Source organism: Eggerthella sinensis, assembly GCF_003339815.1.
Classification (GTDB): domain Bacteria; phylum Actinomycetota; class Coriobacteriia; order Coriobacteriales; family Eggerthellaceae; genus Eggerthella; species Eggerthella sinensis.
The window spans coordinates 39750-61657 of record NZ_PPTT01000012.1 but is presented as its reverse complement, the minus strand read 5'-3'; the positions used below and the strand labels follow the sequence as shown (position 1 = coordinate 61657).

The 21908-nt window shown below is 67.7% G+C and carries 19 protein-coding genes; 17 read left to right on the top strand and 2 right to left on the bottom strand.

Going from position 1 to position 21908, the window contains the following annotated elements; translation table 11 throughout:
* Position 1: 1 nt before the first annotated feature.
* From C1876_RS08290 to C1876_RS08240, 11 genes are all read left to right on the top strand, one after another.
* On the top strand, positions 2-1372 hold the full coding sequence (locus C1876_RS08290; RefSeq protein WP_114546255.1) for a phenylacetate--CoA ligase family protein: 1371 nt from the start codon (positions 2-4) through the stop codon (positions 1370-1372).
* 20 nt (positions 1373-1392) lie between these two features.
* A complete protein-coding gene (gene gluQRS / locus C1876_RS08285) occupies positions 1393-2331 on the top strand; it encodes a tRNA glutamyl-Q(34) synthetase GluQRS (protein WP_114546254.1) in 939 nt (312 codons plus the stop codon).
* Between the two features lie 12 nt (positions 2332-2343).
* On the top strand, positions 2344-2817 hold the full coding sequence (locus C1876_RS08280; protein ID WP_114546253.1) for a MarR family transcriptional regulator: 474 nt from the start codon (positions 2344-2346) through the stop codon (positions 2815-2817).
* 174 nt (positions 2818-2991) lie between these two features.
* On the top strand, positions 2992-4248 hold the full coding sequence (locus tag C1876_RS08275; RefSeq protein ID WP_114546252.1) for an MFS transporter: 1257 nt from the start codon (positions 2992-2994) through the stop codon (positions 4246-4248).
* 181 nt (positions 4249-4429) lie between these two features.
* Entirely contained in the window at positions 4430-5866 is a 1437-nt protein-coding gene (locus C1876_RS08270; protein ID WP_114546251.1) for a helix-turn-helix domain-containing protein, read from the top strand.
* Positions 5867-6063: 197 nt separating this feature from the next.
* Positions 6064-8946, top strand: a complete 2883-nt coding sequence (locus C1876_RS08265) for a molybdopterin-containing oxidoreductase family protein (protein WP_244910086.1) — start codon at positions 6064-6066, stop codon at positions 8944-8946.
* Position 8947: 1 nt separating this feature from the next.
* Positions 8948-9520 (top strand): 4Fe-4S dicluster domain-containing protein, encoded by a 573-nt coding sequence (locus C1876_RS08260; protein ID WP_114546249.1) that lies wholly within the window; start codon positions 8948-8950, stop codon positions 9518-9520.
* Positions 9521-9522: 2 nt separating this feature from the next.
* Complete coding sequence (locus C1876_RS08255; RefSeq protein ID WP_114546248.1) at positions 9523-10377, top strand: dimethyl sulfoxide reductase anchor subunit family protein; 855 nt, start codon at positions 9523-9525, stop codon at positions 10375-10377.
* 292 nt (positions 10378-10669) lie between these two features.
* Complete coding sequence (locus C1876_RS08250) at positions 10670-11347, top strand: TorD/DmsD family molecular chaperone (protein WP_114546247.1); 678 nt, start codon at positions 10670-10672, stop codon at positions 11345-11347.
* Positions 11344-12081, top strand: coding sequence for a 4Fe-4S dicluster domain-containing protein (locus C1876_RS08245; RefSeq protein WP_114546246.1), 738 nt, complete (start codon positions 11344-11346; stop codon positions 12079-12081). Before C1876_RS08250 ends, C1876_RS08245 begins: the two co-directional genes overlap by 4 nt.
* Entirely contained in the window at positions 12078-12977 is a 900-nt protein-coding gene (locus C1876_RS08240; protein ID WP_114546245.1) for a 4Fe-4S binding protein, read from the top strand. Before C1876_RS08245 ends, C1876_RS08240 begins: the two co-directional genes overlap by 4 nt.
* Before the next feature lie 69 nt (positions 12978-13046).
* On the opposite strand, the gene C1876_RS08235 is transcribed toward C1876_RS08240, so the two are convergent.
* Positions 13047-13544: a hypothetical protein gene (locus C1876_RS08235; protein WP_114546244.1), complete on the bottom strand. Its 498-nt coding sequence runs from the start codon at positions 13542-13544 to the stop codon at positions 13047-13049.
* Positions 13545-13826: 282 nt separating this feature from the next.
* Between C1876_RS08235 and C1876_RS08230 the strand changes: the two genes are divergently transcribed.
* From C1876_RS08230 to C1876_RS08205, 6 genes are all read left to right on the top strand, one after another.
* On the top strand, positions 13827-14558 hold the full coding sequence (locus C1876_RS08230) for a hypothetical protein (RefSeq protein ID WP_244910085.1): 732 nt from the start codon (positions 13827-13829) through the stop codon (positions 14556-14558).
* A 28-nt stretch (positions 14559-14586) separates the two neighbouring features.
* Complete coding sequence (locus C1876_RS08225; protein WP_114546243.1) at positions 14587-17418, top strand: molybdopterin-containing oxidoreductase family protein; 2832 nt, start codon at positions 14587-14589, stop codon at positions 17416-17418.
* Positions 17418-18032, top strand: coding sequence for a 4Fe-4S dicluster domain-containing protein (locus C1876_RS08220; protein WP_114546242.1), 615 nt, complete (start codon positions 17418-17420; stop codon positions 18030-18032). Before C1876_RS08225 ends, C1876_RS08220 begins: the two co-directional genes overlap by 1 nt.
* A gap of 84 nt (positions 18033-18116) precedes the next feature.
* A complete protein-coding gene (locus C1876_RS08215; protein WP_114546241.1) occupies positions 18117-18815 on the top strand; it encodes a TorD/DmsD family molecular chaperone in 699 nt (232 codons plus the stop codon).
* Positions 18812-19495 (top strand): ferric reductase-like transmembrane domain-containing protein, encoded by a 684-nt coding sequence (locus C1876_RS08210; RefSeq protein WP_114546240.1) that lies wholly within the window; start codon positions 18812-18814, stop codon positions 19493-19495. Before C1876_RS08215 ends, C1876_RS08210 begins: the two co-directional genes overlap by 4 nt.
* A 68-nt stretch (positions 19496-19563) precedes the next feature.
* Entirely contained in the window at positions 19564-21111 is a 1548-nt protein-coding gene (locus C1876_RS08205; RefSeq protein WP_114546239.1) for a helix-turn-helix domain-containing protein, read from the top strand.
* On the opposite strand, the gene C1876_RS08200 is transcribed toward C1876_RS08205, so the two are convergent.
* Positions 21108-21785: a VanZ family protein gene (locus C1876_RS08200; RefSeq protein WP_114546238.1), complete on the bottom strand. Its 678-nt coding sequence runs from the start codon at positions 21783-21785 to the stop codon at positions 21108-21110. The two genes, C1876_RS08205 and C1876_RS08200, sit on opposite strands and share 4 nt — an antisense overlap.
* Positions 21786-21908: the final 123 nt, after the last annotated feature.

Sequence of the window (21908 nt, the reverse complement as noted above, 5' to 3'; positions counted from 1 at the left end):
TATGGCCGATACGATCGACATGACCGTGAAGGGGGCGGCGCTCGCCGCCGCCGCGGCGGGCGACTTCTCCAACCTGCCCATCCACAACCCCGCCGTCGAGTGCGCCCCGCGCGAGCGCATCCGCGCCATCCAGCTGGAGAAGCTCATCGCGCAGGTGGCGTGGACGTACGAGCGCGTGCCCTGGTACCGCGCCCGCATGGACGAGCTGGGCGTGACGCCTGCCGACATCAAGACCCTCGACGACGTGCGGAAACTGCCGTTCACGGACAAGTCCGCGCTGCGCGACACGTTCCCGTACGGCCTGTTCGCCGTGCCGCTCGACGAGGTGGTGGAGCTGCACGCGTCCTCGGGCACCACGGGCAAGCCCATCGTGGTGGGCTACAACGCCAGCGACATGGACATGTGGGCCGACTGCATCATGCGTCTCGTGCAGATGGCGGGCGTCGTGCCCGGAGACCGCGCGCAGATGGCGTTCGGCTACGGCATGTTCACCGGCGGCTTCGGCCTGCACTACGGGCTGCAGAAGCTGGGCTGCATGATGATTCCCGCCGGGTCGGGCAACACCGAGCGGCACATCGCCATGATCGAGGATTACGGCACCACCGTGCTCGTGGCCACGCCGTCCTACGCCCTGCACGTGTGCGAGGTGGGGGAGAAGATGGGCTACGACTGGGAGCGCTCGCCGTTGCGCGTGGGCCTGTTCGGCGGCGAGCCGTGCCCACCGGGCCTCAAAGCCGAGATCGAGAGCCGCATGCACATCGTGTGCACCGACAACTACGGCCTGACCGAGGTCATGGGCCCGGGCGTGTCGGGCGAATGCCTGGCCGCGCGCGACATGCAGCACATCGCCGAAGACCACTTCCTGTGGGAGGTCGTCGACCCCGACACCGGCGAGCCGGTGGGCGAGGGTGAGACGGGCGAGCTCGTGCTCACGCCGCTCGGCAAGCAGGCCATCCCCGTGCTGCGCTACCGCACGCACGACCTGACGCGCGTCATCACCGAGCCCTGCGCCTGCGGCCGCACGACGGCCCGCATGCAGAAGGTGCGCGCCCGTTCGGACGACATGCTCATCATCCGCGGCACGAACGTGTTCCCCTCGCAGGTGGAGGACGTGCTGGCCGGCATCGACGGCGTGACGCCCCACTACCGCATCGTCGTGGAGAACGCGAACGGCCTCGACCGCATGACCGTGCACGTCGAGCTCAAGCCCGAAGCGTTCAGCGACTCCTTCGAGGACATGGAGGCCCTGCGCGCGTCCATCGCCGAAAAGCTCAAGGGCGTGCTGCTCGTCGGCGTCAAAGTGAAGCTCGTCGAGCCCGGCGGCATCGAGCGCACCACCGGCAAAGCCAAGCACGTGGAAGATCTGCGGTAGGACCGGATCGGAGGACGTACATGCCAGTCGCAGCTCCCGCTCCCGTCGTGGGGCGGTTTGCTCCTTCGCCTACGGGGCGGATGCATGCGGGCAACGTGTTCGCGGCGCTTGCCGCGTGGCTCGTGGCGAAGTCGCAGGGCGGTCGCATCGTCCTGCGCATCGAGGACCTCGACGCCGAGCGCTCGAAGCCGCAGTACGTCGACGCGGTGCAGCGCGATTTCGAGGCGCTCGGGCTCACGTGGGACGAGGGGCCGTACTTCCAGCACGACCGCACGGAAGCCTATCGGGCGGCCTTCGACGAGCTGCGCGAGCGCGGGCTCGTGTACCCCTGCTTCTGCACGCGCGCCGACCTGCACGCGGCGTCGGCCCCGCATCGGGGCGAGAAGCCCGTGTATCCCGGCACCTGCCGCAGCCTCTCGGAGGGCGAGCGCGCCCGCCGCGCGGCGGAGCGCACGCCGGCGCAGCGCCTCATCGTGCCCGACGCCGCCGTCGCCTTCGACGACCTCGTGCAGGGCCGCTACGCGCAGAACCTCGCCACGGACTGCGGCGACTTCCTCGTGCAGCGCTCCGACGGCGCCTTCGCCTACCAGCTTGCCGTCGTGGTGGACGATGCGGCGCAGGGCGTGAACTCGGTCGTGCGCGGCGTCGACCTGCTGTGCTCCACGCCGCAGCAAATCCACCTGCAAACGCTGCTCGGCCTGCCGCATCCCGTCTACGCGCACATCCCGCTGCTCGTCGCCGAACGCGACCGGCGGCTGTCCAAGCGCGACCGCGACGCGGCGCTCGACGCCTTGCTCGCGCGCTTCAAGACGCCTGCGGGCGTCGTCGGCCACATCGCCGGCATCACGGGCCTCGCGCCCACCAGCGACCCCGCCACGCCCGAAGAGCTGCTCGCCGGCTTCGACGTGGCGACGTTCGGCGCGCGGTTCGACGATCTCGTCCAAGTGACCTGGCGCTAGGGGAGGGCCATCGTGAACAGGGAAGAACTCGTGCTGACCAGCTTCAGCGATCTCGTGAACAAGCTCGTGCTGCTCAACAAGCACACCATGGAGGAGCGGCTCGGGGGCTACACGTCCTCGGAGGTGCACGCCGTGGAGTACCTCGCGAAGCACGATGACTGCAACGTGACGAGGCTCGCCGACGCGTTCTGCATGACGCGGAGCGCGCTCAGCAAAGTGACTAAGAAGCTCATGGAGAAGGGGCTCGTCGAAACCTACCGCAAGCCCGACAATAAGAAGGAAGTCTACGTCGCCCTCACCGCGAAGGGCCGGGACGTGGCTGCCGTGCACGATGCGGCCCACGAGGCGTTCGGTCGACGCGACGAAGCGGTGTTCCAGCAGTTCAGCGACGAGGAGTTCGAACGCGTGCTCGCGTTCGCCGATGCCTACCGCGCCCATCTCGAGGCCGAGCTGCGCGCGCTCGACGACGGAGCCCCCTCCGCGTAGCGCCCGCGCCGCCCCGAACCTGCCGAAATCCCCCGCAGCACCCCGCCCGGTAGTTCTACCAAAATAAATGTTTCCAAGGAATCAATAATGTGCTAGAGTACGTGTGTCCTAGGAAACAATCATCGCAGCAGATTCGCTGCATCCCTTCACACGATCAAGGTTCGAGGTATTCCCATGTTCCCACCTTCTTCTCGCGCGCCTCGCGGCGCCGGGCACTCCGTCGACCCGAAAGCCCTCGCGTTCGGTCTCGCGTCGACGTTTCTCTGTGGCATCGGCTTCAGCATCATCATGCCGGTCCTGCCGTTTCTCGTGCAGCCCTATGTGAGCGACCCGGCGCAGCAGGCCACCGTGGTCACGCTGCTCGTATCGGTGTACGCCGCCTGCGTGTTCCTCGTCGCCCCCGGCCTCGGCGCGCTGAGCGACCGCTTCGGCCGCCGCCCGCTGCTGCTCGTCTGCCTGCTGGGTTCCGCCGCGGGCTACCTCGTGCTCGGCATCGGGGGCGCGCTCGGCGTGCTGTTCGTCGGCCGCATCATCGAAGGTCTCACGGGCGGCAGCATCGGCACCATCTTCGCGTACTTCGCCGACATCACGCCGCGCGACGAGCGCACGAAGTACTTCGGATGGGTGAGCGCGCTGTCGGGCGCGGGCGTGATCATCGGCCCTGCCATGGGCGGTCTGCTCGCGCAGTTCGGCGCTTCGACGCCCCTGTTCTTCGGCGCGGGCATCACGCTGCTCAACTGCATCTTCGGCTTCTTCTGCATGCCCGAGAGCCTGGCCGCATCCGCGCGCATCCCCGCCGTGCCCCTCGCGCGGCTCAACCCGTTCACCCAGTTGAAGGGCGTGCTGTCCCTCGGCACCATCGGGCTGCTGCTGTGCGGGGCGCTGCTGGTGTGGACGGCGTCCGGGTCGCTGCAGGGCATCTTCTCGCCGTTCTGCCTCGACGTGTTCGCTTGGGACCCCGCCGTCATCGGGCTCGTGTTCTCCATCCTGGGCGTGCAGGACATCGTGGCGCAGGGCCTCGTCATGCCGCGCTTGCTGCGACGGCTGAGCGACGTGCAGATCGCCGTCGTGGGCATGAGCGCGGAGGTGGCCGGGTACGCCCTCATCGCCGCGTCGGCGCTTGCGGTGCAGCCGCCGCTGTTCGTGGCCGCCGTCTTCGCCTACGGTTTCGGCGATTCCATCTTCGGCCCGTCGTGCAACGGCATGCTGTCGAAGGCGGCCGACGAAGCCGATCAGGGCCGGACGCTCGGCGCGAGCCAGTCCCTGCAGTCGCTTGCACGCATCGTCGGCCCCCTCGCCGGCGGCCAGCTGTACGTGCTGCTGGGCCCCGCCGCGCCCGCCTGCATGGGCGCGCTGCTCGTGGCGTGCGCCATCCCCGTGCTGCGTGCCGGCGCCCGCACGAGCGCGGCCGTGCGCGCCGGCGCACGGTAGGCGCACGGCCCGCTCCCGCGCCCGGTAACCCCCGCGCCCGATAGCCCCTCGTTTTCTTGAAACGCGGGATATCGGTGCGCTTGCGGCTCATCGTATAGCGCGCTTGGGCTATACTAACGAGCGGCTGCGGTGGAGGGAACCTGCCTCGAGGGGGCGGGACGCAGCCCACAGGGGGAGAGCCATGGAAGCTGGCAAAGCGCGCAAGCGCGCGCAATCGTTCTTCGCGGCGCACAACGAGGCGTTCACCATCGCCGTGTTCTGCCTTTCGGCGTGCGAGGTGTTCTTCATCTACCGGAACTTCCGCATACCCGCCCGCGCGCTCGAGCAGATCACGCTGCCTATGCTGGGCAGTTTCATCGCGGTGTTCGTCGCGCTCGTGGCCTGCATCGTGATGTTGGGTGCCTCGGTGCTGTTCGGCAAGCGCATCGAGAACGACCGCGTGCTCGTGGCGGCGGCCGTGTGCGCCTCCGTGGCCCCGCTCGTGCAGCTCGTGGCGGTGCACATGCTGCATCAGGTGTGGCTCATCCTGCCGTGCGTCATCTTCACGTCGGGAGGATGCGTGTGCTTCCTGCCCGAAGTGGTGCGGCGCCTGGCTGCCGCGGGCGTCACCTGCTCGGTGCGCTGCAGCATCGCCTGCTGCATCGAGCTGCTCGTCGTGGCGCCGCTGTCGAGCCTCGTGCCGCTCGAGGTGTTCATCGCGTTCATGAGCCTCATCCCGCTGCTCATGTTGGTGTACTTCCGCCTGTCGGAGCCGGCGAGCAGGGCGGCGCGCATCAAGGCGGTGCCCGGTCAGAAGGTGCCGAAGATCCTGCTGCTCACCATCCTCATGGCGGGCGTGATGGAGGGCGTCGTGGCCGCCGTGGACGACGCGAAGATGCCCTCGGACGTGAAGATGGTCATCTTCTCGCTCGCCTTCGTCGTGTCGGCCGTGCTCATCTTCGCCATCCTGCTGCACCTGCGGGGCAGCTTCAACAGCGCGTTGTTCCGGATGTGCCTGCCCGTCATGGCGGCCGGCATCGCGCTGTTCGTGCTCGAGGGCAACCATGCGCTCAACGGCGGCTCGCTGCTGTTCCTCATCGGCCGGCAGCTGTTCGCCGCCACTATCCTCGCGCTCGTCGTGTACCTCATTCGCTATCAGGACTCCGACTACTACCTGCTCAGCCTGGGCGTGGTGATCGGCGCCATGATGGGCAGCTTCATCGGCCTCATGCTGTTCCACTTCTTCGGCCAGGCGGCCGACCCGACGCTGCTGCCCCCGGCGTTCATCGTGTTTCTGCTGCTGTTCGTGTTCGTGTCGGCCATGTACCTCATGAACGCGAGCAACCTGAAAACCCGCTGGGGCATGACGGCCATCGACGACTCCGACGAGCAGGTGGGGCTCACGCTCGAGCAGAGCTGTCTCATACTGGCCGATCAGTGGAAGCTCACGAAGCGCGAGTGCGAGATCGTGGCGCTCATGGCGCGCGGCAAGGACAAGCAGGCCATCGCCGAGAAGCTGTTCATCTCGGAGGGCACCGTGAAGGTGCACGCCCGCAACATCTACCAGAAGATGGGTATCCATTCCAAGCAGGAGCTGATCGGCCTTGTGGAGAGCACCGAGGAGAGTATCAAGGAGTAGCGGGCGTTTCTCCTGATGATTCGTCTACCACCTCAGGTGGTATTTCGCTTAACGCGGCAAAATATGCTCGCAAGGGGTATGGGCTTCGTTTGCCCTCGTACTCGATACTGATGCCCGTGACGGGGGCGCTGACGAGGCGCCGCCGGAACGATCAGGGAAGAGACGAGAGAGCAAACGGAGGAGAGATGTCGCTACATATGAGCCGCCGAAGTTTCGTGAAGACTTCGGCCCTGGCAGCATCGTCAGCGTTGCTGCTGAACACCACCAGCGCATTCGCTCAAGAGGGCGAGGGGAGCGCACCGTCGAGCGGGGACGACGTGCAGGTGATCCCCAGCGCATGCCGCCAGTGCTACGGGCGCTGCGCGCTGTTCGGGCACGTCAAGGACGGACGCCTCGTGAAGGTGGAGGGCAACCCCGACCTGTTCAGCGAGGGCACCCTGTGCGGGCGCGCGTTCGCCATCCCGCAGGAGCTGTACAACCCCACGCGCATTCGCTACCCGCAGAAGCGCGTGGGCGAGCGCGGCGCGGGCCAGTGGAAGCGCATCACGTGGGAGGAAGCCTACGAGACCGCGCGCGACGAGTACACGAAGATCGGCGAGGAATACGGCTGGCACACCATCGCGCACCAGTACGGCACGGGCCGCGACAACCACCAGTTCCAGGCCATCAACCGCCTATGGCTCGAGCTGGGAAGCACGGCCACGTTCGGCGTGGGCAACCTGTGCTGGCTCGGCTCCTACTTCACGTCGCAGCGCCTGTACGGCGACGAGACGCAGTACACCGGCTGGGACGGCAACAACGCCGACTGCATCCTCATCTGGTGCCGCCAGGAGCGCAGCCGCGGCTACTACGACTGGCTCACCGTGAAGCGCGCGCAGGAGCGCGGCGCGAAGGTGATCGCCGTCGACCCGCGCTACACGTGCACGGCCTCGAAGGCCGACATCTGGCTGCCCATCCGCCCCGGCTCCGACATGGCGCTGGCCCTGGCCTTCATCAACGAGATCATCCACTCGGACAAGTGCGCCACCGACTTCGCCCGCTACTGGACGAACGCGCCGTTCTTCATCGACGAAGAGGGCACGGGCTACCAGCTGCGCGAATCCATGATCAAAGAGGGCGGAAACGAAGAGCTGTACCCCGCATGGGACGAGGCGCACGACCAGCTGATCTACTGGTCCGGCGACTGGCAGAACAAGAACGGCGTAGGCGGCGACAAGGCGCTGCAGTGGCTCGACGCCGACGGCACCATCGTGGCCGACGCGAAGCCGGCGCTGTCCGGCAGCCGCGAGATCGAGGGCAAGACCTACCGCACGAGCTGGGACATCCTCGTCGAGCACGTCACGCCGTGGACCATCGAGCGCGCCGCCGAGTTCTGCGAGCTGCCCGAGGACAAGATCCGCGAGGCCATCAGCGCCTACATCGACGCGAGCCCGCACGCGTGCTTCACGCGCGGCCAGAAGGTTGAGTTCTCCATCAACACGTCCGGCATCTCGCAGGCGTTCACCATCATGATGGCGCTCGCCGGCAACTTCGATTCCGAGGGCGGCCAGAACATCGCCCGCGAGCCCGCCACCGGTTACGAGAACTCGATGTTCGACATCGTGCCGCAGATGAAGGGCCTCATGAGCGACCTGCGCATGAGCACCGCGCGCAACATCAACCGCCTGTCGGTGTGCCAGAACACCGGCCACCAGAAGATATGGGTGGCCGACGACAAGACCGGCGAGCTCGTGGAAACCGTGCAGAAGAACGGCGGCCAGGTGGTGCTCGGCCAGCAGGGCGGCTTCGGCGCCGCCACCACGAAGGCCATGCTCGAGGGCGACCCGTTCCAGATCCACGGTTTGTGGCAGCAGACGTCCGAGCCCATCATGTCCATCGAGAGCGGCCGTCAGATCGCCGAGGGCATGAAGAAGCTCGACTTCTTCGTGAACGTGGACCTGTACATCACCCCGTCGGGAGAGCTCGCCGACATCCTGCTGCCGGCCGCGCACCCCAGCGAGGTCGACCGCGTGGAATGGCCGCACTCCGGCCACGGATACCCCACGAGCCACACGCTGCTCATCCGCCAGCCGTTCCATGCGCCGCTCGGCGAGTGCAAGGACGACATGGACATCTGCTTCGAGTTCGCGAAGTACATGAACGTGAACATGTACTGGAAGGACAAGTACGAGTGGTTCGACTACATGCTGGCCGGCCCGCCGACGCTGCCCGAGAAGCTCAAGTCGAACTTCGAGGACTTCCGCGAGCGCATTTCCATCACGGGCGTGCAGATGACCGAGGTGCGCGGCATGCCGAAGTACGAAAGCGGCATGATGCGCAAGAGCGGCGACATGAAGCCCGGCTTCAGCACGATGTTCCGCGGCAACAAGCAGGGCGCGGTGTACCGTACGCCCGGCTACACGCTGCCCGACGGCACCGAGGTTCCGGCGCATCCGCAGTCCGACAACGCGAAGATGGAGCTGTGGAGCGAGGATCTGCTCCTGTACGGCAACGGCCCGCTGCCCATCTACATCGAGCCGCCCATCACGAAGCGCTCGCGTCCCGACCTGCTGGAAGCGTACCCCTACACGCTCATCACCGGCGGACGCAGCCACGCGTTCTTCCACACCGAGTACCGCAACTCGCCGTGGATGCGCGAGGTGCACATGTTCCCGACGGTGGACATCAACCCCGCGACGGCGGCCGAGCACGGCATCGAGCAGGACGACTGGGTGTGGATCGAGACGTACGTCGACCGCATCCGCCAGCGCGCGAACCTCACGGACGCCATGAATCCCGACATGATCCACGTCGAGCACGACTGGTGGTTCCCCGAGCGCGAGGCCACCGACGATTTGCACGGGGCGTTCGACTGCAACTGCAACATCCTGTTCGAGAACGACGGACCCTACGACCCGGCGGTGGGCACCGACAACTACGGGGGCCTCTGCAAAATATACAAGGCCGAAGAGGGCGCGCCGAATAACATCTGCATGAATTCCGAGGACTTGAAGATATTCCTGCCGCTTTCCGCCGACCAGCTTGCCAGCGATGGCCAGACCGACGGCGTGGTGCAGGTGACGAAGGGAGGTGCGAAGTAGCATGACGCGCAACATCATCGCTATCGACTTGGATAGCTGCATCGGGTGCCACTCCTGCGCCGTGGTATGCAAGCAGGAGAACAACGTGGGATTGGGCACCTTCTACAACAAGGTGCTGACCGTGGGGCCCTCCGGCACGTACCCCGACCTGGAGATGTACTACCTTCCCGTGGCGTGCCAGCATTGCGACGACCCGCAGTGCGTGAGCGTGTGCCCGACGGGAGCCTCGTACAAGCGCGAGGACGGCGTGGTGCTGGTGGACCACAGCAAGTGCATCGGCTGCCAGTACTGCGTCATGGCCTGCCCCTACGGCGTGCGCACGTACGACACGAGCAAGGACAAGGGCGTCATCGAGAAGTGCACGATGTGCGCGCACCTCATCGACAAGGGCGAGAAGCCGGCGTGCGTCAAGCACTGCCCCGGCCAGGCGCGCCTGTTCGGCGACTTGGACGATCCGTCGTCCGACGTGGCGAAGATGGCGTCCTCGAAGCAGACGCACAAGTTGAAGGACGTGGGGAACCATCCCGGCGTGACCTACGGATTGGACAAGTTCTCGTGGAAAGGGGATGAGTGAGCATGGAAATCCAATGGCCCCTTCTCATCTTCAGCGTGTTGTTGGGCGTGACCTCGGGATGCTTCGTCTTCCTGGGCGTGGGCGAGCTTAAGGGCAAGTTCCGCGACGTGCGGTTCGCAGGCGCGCTCGTGGCCTTCGTCTGCCTCGCCGTGGGCGGGTGCGTGTCGGTGCTGCACATGGGGCATCCCGAGCGCGCGACGCACCTGCTGGGCAACCTGGGTTCCGGTTTGTCGAAAGAGCTGTTCGTCGTGGCCATCATGGGCATCGTGGCGCTCGTTTACCTCGTTTTGGCGAAGAAGGACTACCCCACGGCGTCGAAGGTGTCCGGCGTGCTGGGCGGCGTCATAGGCTTGGTGCTGCCGTTCGTGGCGGGCGCGTCGTACCTGATCGCCGCCCGTCCCGCGTGGGACAGCATCGCCCTGCCGTTGATGTTCCTGGGCGGCGGGCTGGCCATGGGCATGACGCTCATGTGCGGGCTCGTGCTGCTGCGCGGCGCCGATGACGAGCGCGGCTTCGCGCTCAAGCTGGCGCTGGCGGGCGTGCTGATCATGGTGGTGACGTCGCTTGCGTACGTGATCTGGATCGCCGTGGCGCCCTACCAGGCTCCGACGCGCTCCATCGAGCGTCTGATCTCCGGCGACATGGCCCCCATGTTCTGGGTGGGCGTCGTCATCGTGGGGCTTGCCGCCCCCGTGGCCCTGAGCGCGCTCGCCCTCGTGCAAGCGGGGAAGGGCAAGGCCGCCGGCCTCGCGCCCTACCTGTTCGCCGCCTGCGCCTGCTCGGCCATCGGCGCCGTCGTGCTGCGCGTCATCATGTACGGCGTGGGCACGAGCGTGGAGCAGTTCATCTACCGGTAATGAGAGCGGCCCGCGCCGGGGGTTGCCCCCGGCGCGGCGCCCCTCCCCATAGTGCGCCGGGGAGGGGGTGCTCCCTTTCTCGTGGCGCGCCCTCCCTCCCATGGCGCGCTTGAAAGCGAGCCGGTGGATTTCGGCGCTGCGCGCCGATCGAGGGATGCGCGGGTCGAACGATCGGCGCGCAGCGCCGAACCCCACCGGCGCGTCCACGGGCGCGCCATGGGAAAGGGAGGGGCGCGCATGGGAAAGGCGCCCACGCGCCGCAACTAACAGGAACGAAGCAAGGAGATCAATCATGACCGAACCTCTCTCTGCGGAGCTTGCAGCGAACCTCATCGGGTTCTGCGAGAACCGCAGTCGCGTGTACGCGCTGCTGTCGCGTTGCTTCGAGAAGGAGCTCGATGCGGCGTTCGCGCAGCAGCTTGCGGCGTGCGACGCGTATTCCTTCGACGACCCGGCGCTCGACGCGGCGTTCTCCGCGCTGCGCTCGGACGTCGCCGACCTTGACGAGCGGGCCCTTGAGCAGCTGGCTGTGGTGTTCGACCTCGTGTTCTTCGGCATGGGGCCGCGCACGGCGCAGAAGGCCTTCCCCTACGAGTCGGTGTACACGAGCGACGGCGGCCTCATGATGCAGGACGCCTACGCGGACGTGCTGCACGTCTACCGCGATGCCCGTTTCGAGAAGAACCCCGGCTTCACCGAGCCGGAAGACCATCTGGCCGTCGAGCTCGCCTTCATGGCGCGCCTCGGCGAGCGCGCCGCCGACGAGCTGCGCGCGAACGACGCCGACGCCGCCGAAGCCTCGCTTGCAGCGCAGCGCCTCTTCCTGCACGACCATCTGCTGAACTGGACTGACCGCTTCGCCGTTGACATGGAGTCTGCGGCGGGTGAGGGCTTCTACGCGCACCTCGCGTCGTTCACCCGCGCCTTCCTGGTTGCCGATGCCGACGAGCTCGCCGAGGTGCTGGAATGACGGCCTCGATCACCCGGCGCGGGTTCCTCGCGGCCGGCGCCGTGGGCGCGGCGATGGTGGGCGCGGGCGGGTTCGGCGCGGTGTCGCGCCAGGCCGACGCGGCGTTCGTGCGCCCGCCCGGCGCGGCGTCGAACCGCGCGCTCGCGGCGGCGTGCGACCGCTGCATGCGCTGTTTGCAGGCGTGCCCCTACGGCATCGTCACGCCGGTGCCGCTGGCCGAGAGCCTCGTGGCGTACGGCACGCCCATGCTTTCTTTCGCCGACGGGTGCTGCGACTTCTGCATGAGGTGCGTCGAGGCGTGCCCCACCGGCGCGCTGTCGCCCGGCGGGGAGCGCGAGCGCGACCTGGGCGTGGCGGTGGTCGTGAAGGACGCATGCGTGGCCTGGGACTGGGCCGGCTGCACGGTGTGCGGGGACGAGTGCCCCGTGGAGGGCGCGATAACCCTCGACGACCGCGACCGCCCGGTCGTGCACGCCGACTTCTGCGACGGGTGCGGGCGCTGCGAGCAGGTGTGCCCCTCGGCGTCGCTGCGCGCCTACGACGCGTCGGCCTCGGCGAAGGGCATCGTGGTGGCGTCGCGCGAGAGCGCCGCGGCGCGGGCCGAGGGCGCGATCTCGAGCGCGGAGCTGGCCGCGGGCCGCACCGCGCCGGCCGGCGGCGCTCTCGCGCCCCATTCGAAAGGCGTCCATCCCGACGGGCCGGACGCGACGAGGGAGTCGGGAGGCGCTTCATGAAGACCAAGGTGAAGATGGCCCGCATCGCCGTCGCGGCGCTCGCGCTCGCGCTGGCCGCCGCCTCCGCGCACCTCGGCGGGGGCGCGCCCCTGGGCACGCTGTGCGCGCTCTGCCCGGCGGGCTTCGCCCAGATCGCGGCGGCGTCGGGTTCCGTCCCCTGGGCGCTGCTGCCCGGCGTGCTCGCCGTGCTCGCCGTCGTGTTCCTGCTGGGACGGGCGTTCTGCTCGTGGCTGTGCCCCTCGCAGCTGCTGCGCAACGTCTTCGGAGGGCGCGCCCCGCGCGGCATCCTCGGCCGCGGCGGCGAGCAGGCTCCCGAAAAGCCGTCGTCCTGCGCGTCCTGCGCGAGCGACGCCGGCCTCAAGACCCAGGGCCTCGTCCTCGCCGTGCTGCTCGCCGCGTCCTTCGCCGTGGGCTTCCCCGTGTTCTGCCTGCTGTGCCCGATCGGGCTCGTCTTCGGCACGCTCTGGGCGCTCAACCGCGTGTTCGTGCTGCTGCAGCCGGGCTGGGAGCTCGTCGTGTTCCCCCTCATGCTCCTCGCCGAGCTCTTCCTGTTCAAGCGCTGGTGCGCCGCGGTCTGCCCGCTCGGGTTCTTCTTCGGGCTCGCCGCGAAGGCGCGCGCGAGGCTGGGCCTCGGCGCCCGCCCGCAGGCGGACTGCGCCACCTGCATATCCAAGGACGGCTGCCGCGCCTGCTCCGCCGCGTGCCCCGAGGGCATCGACGTGGCGAACCCCGGCGAGGCGACGCTGGACTCCTGCACCTTCTGCCTCGACTGCGTGGAGAACTGCCCCACGAAGTCCATCAAGGTGCGGCTCTCGTCCCCGAAGGACGCGCCCGACGCGGAGCCCGCGCCCGCGCCCGCAGCCCTCGAGGACCCGGAACCGGCCCCCGTCGACTAGCGGCCCGAAAACCAGCAGCGCCCCGCCGTCCATACCCGGCGGGGCGCTGCGCTGCGTCGAACGGGAAGCCTACCAAGGAGCGACGAACCCGCCTCCGATCTCCACCGCCATAACCGCCACCATGGCAAGAACGAGGACGACCGCGCGAGTCGTGTTGAGCTCGTAGTTCTCGACGAGCCCCGGGCCGGTGCCGGCCGCCGCCTGCGCCACCGCCTTGCCGTCGCGGCGTCCCGTTGCGAGTATCCACGCGGCGCTCCCCACGAGCACGGCCGACAGCGCCAAGTTCCACGACAGCATAGAGGTGCGCGGGCCGCTGCCCGTCGCCTCGAGGGTAACCGAGACGAGCGTGCCCGCCGCAAGCGCCGCCAGCGCGAGGTTGCCGAGCGCGATGCGCCGCGCCCGCCGCTTCTGGTACAGGCTCTCGGGCCCCTCGTCGGGGGCGAACGTCCACCCGCCGATCGTGCGCAGCCATTTCCCCTGCCAGTATTTCCAGGAACTCACGAAGATCAGCACGATAAGGGGAATAAAGACGACGTACCCGACGATCATCTTCACGTATCCGTCCATGGGCGTTCTCCCTTCGACCGGCTTTCCCTCCAGTATACGCCGCCGTCGCCGGGACGTATGCGAACCCGTCGGAATTTATCGTGCCGAACGCCCGAACCTCCCATCGTCGCGCTGAAATCGTCTCACTCACGCATTTTGCGTGAGCTTTTCCCTCACCTTTTCTCCCGAGTTCATGCAGAGTGCAGATAGCTTCCGACCCCTGCGCTGACCTAGAGTAAGGCCATCGGGCCGGGCGCATCACCGCAGCGCCGCCCGAAGGAGAATGCAGCGAGGGGGAGGTGCATGACCGTTATGCAGGAACAAGGAAACGAGCCGATCCGTCCGGCCGTCACCGACAGGGCCGACGACGAGACGGCCGCAGCGCCGGAGCAGCGCACGTTCGACGAGCAGCTGGCGGCGCTCGAGGAGACGGTGACCCGTCATCCGCTCAACCGCGAGGCGCTCTACCGATTGCTGGCCTATTGCGCCGACGAGCGCACGCTCGACGACATCGAGCGCACCATGCCAACCTGGCCTGCCTTCAAGGGCGCCACGCAGAACCCGTACCGCCTCGCCGAGCACCTCGTGCGCGCCGGCGGCCTCAACAAGCTCGAACGCGACGCGAACGGCGCGCTCATCACCCAGGAGGACAAGGCGGGCCTCGGCGAGGACGCCGCCGACGACCTCGTGTGCAGCGCGGCGTACCGCACCACCGACGTGGGCGCGCGCTTCGTCGAGCAGCATCGCCCGCGTGCTCGCCTCGTCGAGCTCTTGCAGCTCGCGCCCGAGCGGGCCGACGTGTACCGCGAGCTGCTCGAGTTCACGGCGGCGAAGCCCCGCACCTACCACGACATCGCCGAGCTGCTGCGCGACCGCCCGGTCCTCGAGACCGTCATCGGAGGGACGCGCCATACCATGCAGCCCAGCGTGTTCGTGGACAAGCTCGAGCGCGCGGGCGCTCTGGTCTGGAATGAAGGGTGGCGTCTGACGGAGGAGGGGGAAGCGTTTCTACAGGATTTGAAGGCGAGCGAGTAGAACCGACAAGAGGAGGAAGGACAAGAACATGGCGGAAACCACGTTGACACGCCGGAGCTTCGTCAAAGCGTCTGCCCTGGCGGGCGCCACGGCGGCGTTCGGCGCCACGATGGCCGGCTGCATGCAGGAAGCTCCCAAGGAGGAGGCCGCGCCCGCAGGCGGCGCCGCCGACGAAGGGCTCGTGAGGATGAAAACCTCGTGCCACGGCTGCATCCAGATGTGCCCGGCCATCGCATCCGTGAAGGACGGCGTCGTCGTGAAGCTGGAAGGCGACCCCGATGCCCCGGTGAGCCGCGGCAGCCTCTGCATCAAGGGACTCAACCAGCTGCACACCATGTACAGCCCCCGGCGCGTCCTGCACCCGCTCAAGCGCGCCGGCGAGCGCGGCGAGAACAAGTGGGAGGTCATCAGCTGGGACGAGGCCGTCGAGGAAGCGGCCGCGCACATCTGCGACGCCATCGACAAGTACGGCCCGTACGCCTTCTTCGCCAGCGTGGGCGGCGGCGGTTCCTACTCGTTCATGGAGGCCATGACGCTGCCCATGGCGTTCGGGTCGCCCACCGTGTTCGAACCGGGCTGCGCGCAGTGCTATCTGCCCCGTTGGAGCCTGTCGAAGCTGTTCTACGGCGGCAATGACCAGTCCATCGCCGACAACGCCGTGCAGGAGATCTTCCGCACGGGCAGCGACAACAAGGCCGAAGTCGTCGTGCTGTGGGGCGCCCAGCCCTCCGTCAGCCAGACGGCCGAGTCGGGCCGCGGCATGGCCGAGCTGCGCGCGCAGGGCGTGAAGACCATCGTGGTCGATCCCAACTTCTCGCCCGATGCGGTGAAGGCCGACGTGTGGCTGCCGGTGCGCCCCGCCACCGACACGGCCCTTCTGCTGTGCTGGTTCCGCTACATCTTCGAGAACAAGCTCTACGACGAGCAGTTCACGAAGTACTGGACGAACCTCCCGTTCCTCATCGACCCCGAGACGAAGCTGCCGGTGAAGGCCCAGGAGCTGTTCCCCGACTTCGAGCAGACCACGCCCGAGAACACCCCGGCCTACGTGTGCTACGACCTCAAGACGAACGCCGTGGCCCCCTTCGAGTTCTCCGCGCCGGCCGACGCCGCCGTGGACCCCGAGATCTTCTGGTCGGGCGAGTTCAACGGCGTGTCCTACAAGACGGCCGGCCAGATCTACAAGGAAGAGGCCGACCCGTGGACGCTCGAGCGCACGGCCGAGAACTGCTGGCTCGACGCCGGCAAGATCGAGGAGGCCATCAAGCTGTACGCCGAGGCCGGCGTGGCGGGCATCGCCAACGGCGTGGCGTCGGACATGACCGAATCGGCCTCCCAGGTGCCGCTCGGCTGCATGGGGCTCGATTCCATCATGGGGCACGTCAACAAGCCCGGCTGCACCATGACCCAGTACGGCGCGGGCGGCGCGCAGCCTACGAAGCGCCCGGTCACGTACAACAACGGCTTCGACGGCATGTTCTCGGACATGTACGGCATCGGCGCCGTGGTGGGCATGAGCGACGCCGAGAACGAGGCGCGCGCCAAGAAGCTGGGCGAGGAGAACCCCCAGCAGAAGCTGGCGAACCAGCTGCTCATCGACCGCTTGGGCATGAAGGACCACAAGGGCCTCTACGCCTGGTGCCACAGCCACATCCCCACGGTGCGCGAGGCCATCGCCACGGGCGAGCCCTACAAGCCGCGCGTGTGGTTCGACATGTCGGGCAACAAGCTGGCCATGCTGGGCAACGCGAAGTCGTGGTACGAGGTGTTTCCCGAGGTGGACTACATCATCGGCCAGTATCCCATGCTCACGTCCTTCCACGTGGAGGCGGCCGATCTCGTGTTCCCCGTACGCGAGTGGCTGGAAGAGCCCATGGTGAACATGACCCAGCTCAACACCCAGTGGCTGCAGAACGAGTGCACGCACATCGGCGAGACCGTGTCGCACAGCATCCCCGCGGCGCAGGTGGTGAAGAAGTGCGCCGAGAAGATGGGCGGCGAGCTTCCCGGCCTCAAGCCCGGCTACCTGGGCAGCGCCACCGAGGAAGAGGTGAAGGCGTCGGTGGCCGAAACGCTGCACGCCCCCAGCTGGGACGAGCTCGTGAAGGACACCGACACGTACGTGCCCTACGTCACGCCCGCAAGCGGGTACTTCCAGTACCGCCAGCACGAGACCGTGGTGGACGACGGCCTGCCGGCGGGCTTCGGCACCGAGTCGCGCAAGATCGAGGTGTACTGCCAGATCCTGCTCAAGCTGGCGCGCACGGGCTACCCGTTCTGCTACCCGGAGCCGCAGGAGGCCTGCGCGGACTACAGCCCCATCTGCTCCTACATCGAGCCGGCCGAGAGCCCGCTCGCGGACGAGGAGTACCCCTTCGTGCTCACGTCGGGCCGCGTTCCGTACTTCCATCACGGCACCATGCGCCACGCCGCGCTGTCCCGCGAGCTGTTCCCCACGGCGGAGATCCGCATCAACCCGCAAAGCGCCGCCGAGCTGGGCATCGAGCACATGGACTGGGTGAAGGTGAGCAGCCGCCGCGGCGAGGTGCACGCGCGCGCCTACCTCACCGAGGGCGTGCATCCCAAGACCGTGTGGATGGAGCGCTTCTGGAACCCCGAGTGCTACGACGAGTCCCAGACGAACCCGACCGCCGGCTGGCGCGAGTGCAACGTGAACGTGCTGACGAAGAACGACGCCCCGTTCAACGAGGTGTACGGCTCCTACACGAACCGCGGCTTCACGGTGAGCATCGAGAAGTCCGAAAAGCCCGCGAACGTGTGGGTGGAGCCCGCGGAGTTCGCGCCGTTCCTGCCGACTGAGGAGATGCTGTCCGAAGCTCAGACGAAGGATGTGTTCTGATGAGAAACTGCCTGGTTATCGACCTCGACCGCTGCAGCGGGTGCGACAGCTGCATCGCTGCCTGCAAGCTTGAGAACAACGTCGACTTGGGCGTGTACTACAACCGCGTGCACGCCGTGGGGCCCACGGGCACGTTCCCGGACCTCGAGCAGTACTGGCTGCCCCTGCAATGCCAGCAGTGCGAGAACCCCGGCTGCATCGAAGTGTGCCCCACGGGGGCGTCGTACCGCGACGAGGGCACGGGCGTCGTGCTCGTGAACGCCGAGGACTGCATCGGCTGCGGATCGTGCCTCACGGGCTGCCCGTACAACGTGCGCACGCTCAACCCGAACACGAACGTGGTGGAGAAGTGCACGCTGTGCTTCCAGCGCCACGAGAACGAGACGTGGGAGCCGGCGTGCGTGCACAACTGCTGCTGCGGCGCGCGGTACTTCGGCGACCTCGACGACCCTGCGAGCCCGGCCGCGAAGGCGGTTGCGGCGGCGGGCGCGGAGAACTGCCACCAGCTTGACGACCAGCACGGCCTCAAGCCCTCCACCGTCTACCTCCTGTCCGCGAAGACCGCGTCGTGGCAGGACGATCCCGTCACCACCGATCGCGCGGCGAAGGCGTAGCCGACACGCCGTCATCCTGAGCGAGCGCAGCGAGTCGAAGGGCGCTCCGCTCGGGATGACGGCAGGATGCAAAGGGGAACCACCATGACACCAACGCAGGAACGTGCGCAGACCGAAGACCTCGTCGCTGCGCTCGAGGGGCGCGCGGCGTTCTACGACGTGCTGGCGGCGCTGTACTACCGGCCGCTCACGCAAGAGCAGATCGAGCGCATCGCGGCAGGCGACCTGGCCGCGTTCGCCGACGGGCACGAGCTCATGGCCGAGGGGCTGCACGACATCGAGCGCGCGCTGGCCAAGCGCAACTCCGGCACGCGACAGGACCTGGCGGTGGACTTCACGGCCGCCTTCGCGGGCACCTCGTCGTGGAAGGGACGCTACGCCACGCCCTACGAATCGGTGTTCACGAGCGAGGAGGGCCTGCTGTTGCAGGACTCCTTCCACGAGGTGTACCACCTGTTTCGCCAGAACAGCGTGCGGACGGGCGAAGGCTACGACTTCCCCGACGACCACCTGTCGTTCATCTGCGAATTCGAGGCCATCCTGTCGCAGCGCGCCATCGAGGCGCTCGAGGCGGGCGACGTCGCGGCCGCGCGCGAGCAGGCGGCGCTTGCGAAGACGGTGCTGCACGACCACATCCTCTCGTGGTTCGACGACTTCGAAGAACTGGCCCTGCGCATCCTCACGACGCGCTTCTACCGGGGCGTGCTCAAGGCGAGCAAGGGGTTCTTCCTGTTCGATGCGAACCTGCTCGACGATATGGAGGAGGAGTTGAGCCGCTCATGACGTTCGTCATCGTGCTCGCATGCACCGTGGCCGCGTGCTTCGCGCTACGCTCGCCGCTCAAGGCCTGCCCGACGGCGTTCTACGCGCTGGCCGTGGCGGTGGACGCGGTGTTCGTCGTCGGGACGTTCTGGGGCATGCCGCGCGCGGTGTGGAGCGCGCTGTTCCCGCTCGTGCAGAAGTGCCTGCTGCCGCTCGCGCTGTTCGTGGTGGTCATGTACATCGGCGTGCTTCCGCGCACGTCGCGCGCATACACGTGGCTCAAGCCCGTGCGCGCCGAGCTGTCCATCGTGGCCTGGATTCTCTCGCTCGGGCACATGGCCGTGTACCTGGCGTCCTACCTGCCGCGCAACGTGCTGGGCGGAGCGGTGAGCCCGAACGTGACGGCTTCGTTCGCGGTGGCCGTCGTGCTGCTCGTCCTGCTGCTCGTGCTGGGCGTCACGTCGTTCAACGCGGTGAAGCGGCGCATGCGCACCGACACCTGGAAGAAGGCGCAGAAGCTCGCGTACCCGTTCTTCCTGCTCGTGTACGTGCACCTGCTGCTCATGCTGGCGCCGTCGGCGCTGCACGGCGGCATTGCCGCCACGGCGAGCGTTGCGGTATACTCGGCAGTGTTCCTGGCTTACCTCGTCTTGCGCCTGTTCCGCGCCGCGAAGGATCGGCGGATGCGCACGACGGCTTGACGCCCGCCGAAGGGGAAGGCGGGAGGCCGGGGCTGTCGTCCGTTGCAGGAGGGGAGTCGGCGGCTTTCATGAAGTCATTCCTTGCGAAACTGGTCAAAGCCTGCCCGTCGCTGCCGTTCATGGCGCTCGGCATCTGGCTCGCGTGGGCCTACATCGCCTACAGCGGCACGGCCTGGCTGAGCGACACCGAGACGAACGGCGCGAACATCTCCACGATGTACATCGTGTCCACGCTCACGTCCGGCCTCGCCATGCTGGCCGCTGCCCTGCGCGCGCCGCGTGCCCGGCGGCTCATCGACCGCCCCGCCTTCGTGGTGGCGGGCGGCGCCGTCGCGTCCCTCGGCTGCCTCGTCATCATCCTCATCGGCCCCTACTACCTCACGCAGGTGCTGCCGAACGAGGCCATCGTGGGCCTGTTCTACGCGGCGAGCGCGCTCACGGGGTTCGGCACGGCCGTCATCGGCCTCACGTGCGGGCAGCTCTACGGCGCGCTCGCCCCGCGCAAGGCCATCCTGTACGCGGCGCTCTCGCACATCGTGCTGGCCCTCGTCTACTTCACCGTCATCGGCTCGCCGTCCTGGCAGCCCGTCGCGGGCGGCCCGTCGCTCACCGGCATCCTCGCGTTCACCACGATGCCCCTCATAGCCGCGGCGGCGGCCGCGCTCTCGTTCATCGCGCCGCAGGGCGACGTCGCCGAGCGCCGGGAGGATCGCGCGCTGCTCCCGCGCTCGTTCTGGAAGCTCATCGCGGTCACGTTCGTGTTCTCGTTCGTGGTGGTGGCCCTGCGCTCCATGCTCGTCGAGGTGTCGCCCGTGGACGTCACGCTCGACAACACGCGGCTCGTCATGCTGCTGCGCATGCTCATGGCGCTCGTGTTCGCCGCCGCGGCCATCGGCATCGAGGGGGAGCGCTTCGACTTCGGCAAGATCTACTCCGTCATCATGGCAACCGTGGTGGCGCTCATCGCGTTCTGCCCCATCGTGGGCGTGACGCATCTCGGGTGGAGCCAGCTCGTCACGTTCCTCTCGGCGGTGTTCGAGTTCGTGCTGTGGTGCATCCTCGCGTTCGTGGTCTACCAGCGCCGTATCGCGGCCACGCTCGTGTTCGGCTTCGGCTACGGCATGTTCATGGTGGGCTCCGGCGCGGGATGGGCGGCGGGCGTGCACCTGTTTCCGCAGATCGTGAGCGAGGGCACTCCCATCGCGCTGTTCCTGGGGCTCGCGTTCGCCGTGCTGGCGTGCGCGTTCGTCCTGTTCTCCGAAAAGGAGTTCGACCGCCTGTTCGAACCCGAGGGGGAAGGGGAGGCCTCCCTCGACGACCTCCTGGGCGACGGGCTGCCCGAGCCGCAGGCGGGCGCGGGGGAGGGCCCGGGCAAGAAGGGCCGCTTCAACCAGGCCATCGACGCCCTGGCCGAGCGGGCCGGGCTATCGCGCCGCGAGAAGGACGTGCTGCGCTGCCTGGCCATGGGCTACGACAGCGGCGCCACCGCCAAGCGCCTGCAGGTGTCGTGGAACACCGTGCGCACCCACACGCGCAACGTGTACGCGAAGCTCGACATCCACGCGCGCCAGGAGCTCATCGCGCTCGTGGACGAGGCCACCGAGCAGCTGCACTAGTGCGCCAGGTTGTACAGCAGCACCGCGATGCCCATGCCGTTGAACAGGAGGAAATGGCCGACGAACATCACGGCAAGGTAGAGCGCCGGTTCGGCGAGGCCCGGTAGCAGCGCGCGCTGCCCGCTGTAGAGGTTGCCCGGGTACGCCGCATGGCGCGACGTGCGTTCGCGGCTTGTGGTCAGGCGCTCCCACAGCTTGAACAGGACGAACCCGACGAGGGCTCCCAGCGTGTTCATCAGCAGGTCGTCGATGTCGGTGGTGCGGTTGTTCAGCAGCTGCGTAAGCTCGATGGCCAGGGAGAACGCGAACCCGAAGCCCACCACGGGCGCCAGGCGCGCGCCGCGGCGCCACATGAGCGGCAGCAGGAAGCCCAGGGGCACGAACATCACGGCGTTGAGCACGGTGCCCATCGTGATGCCGCCCGCAAAGGGAACGACGTTCACCTGGTTGGGGAGCCGCGGCGTGCCGTTCGCCATGTCCGCGAGGTCGTACACGGTGCCCACGCCCGTGACGTACAGCACCGCGAACACGTAGAACGCGAACACGAGGCCCGGCAGCAAGCCCGCCGTCGTGCGCCCGGTACGCGATGCGATGGTGCGCACGACGGCGTAGGCGACAAGGAACGGGACGAGCAGCGTCGCAAGCTCGTACACCGTGATGACGAGGTCGTCCATGGAGGTACCCCCTTCGATTCCGGTTCATGATCTGCAACCATGCTATCAGGGGATACAGCGCGTTCTCGTCCCGTCGGCGAAACTTAAGGACGCCTTAAGGTTTTCGTTTCCGCTTGTTTCGAT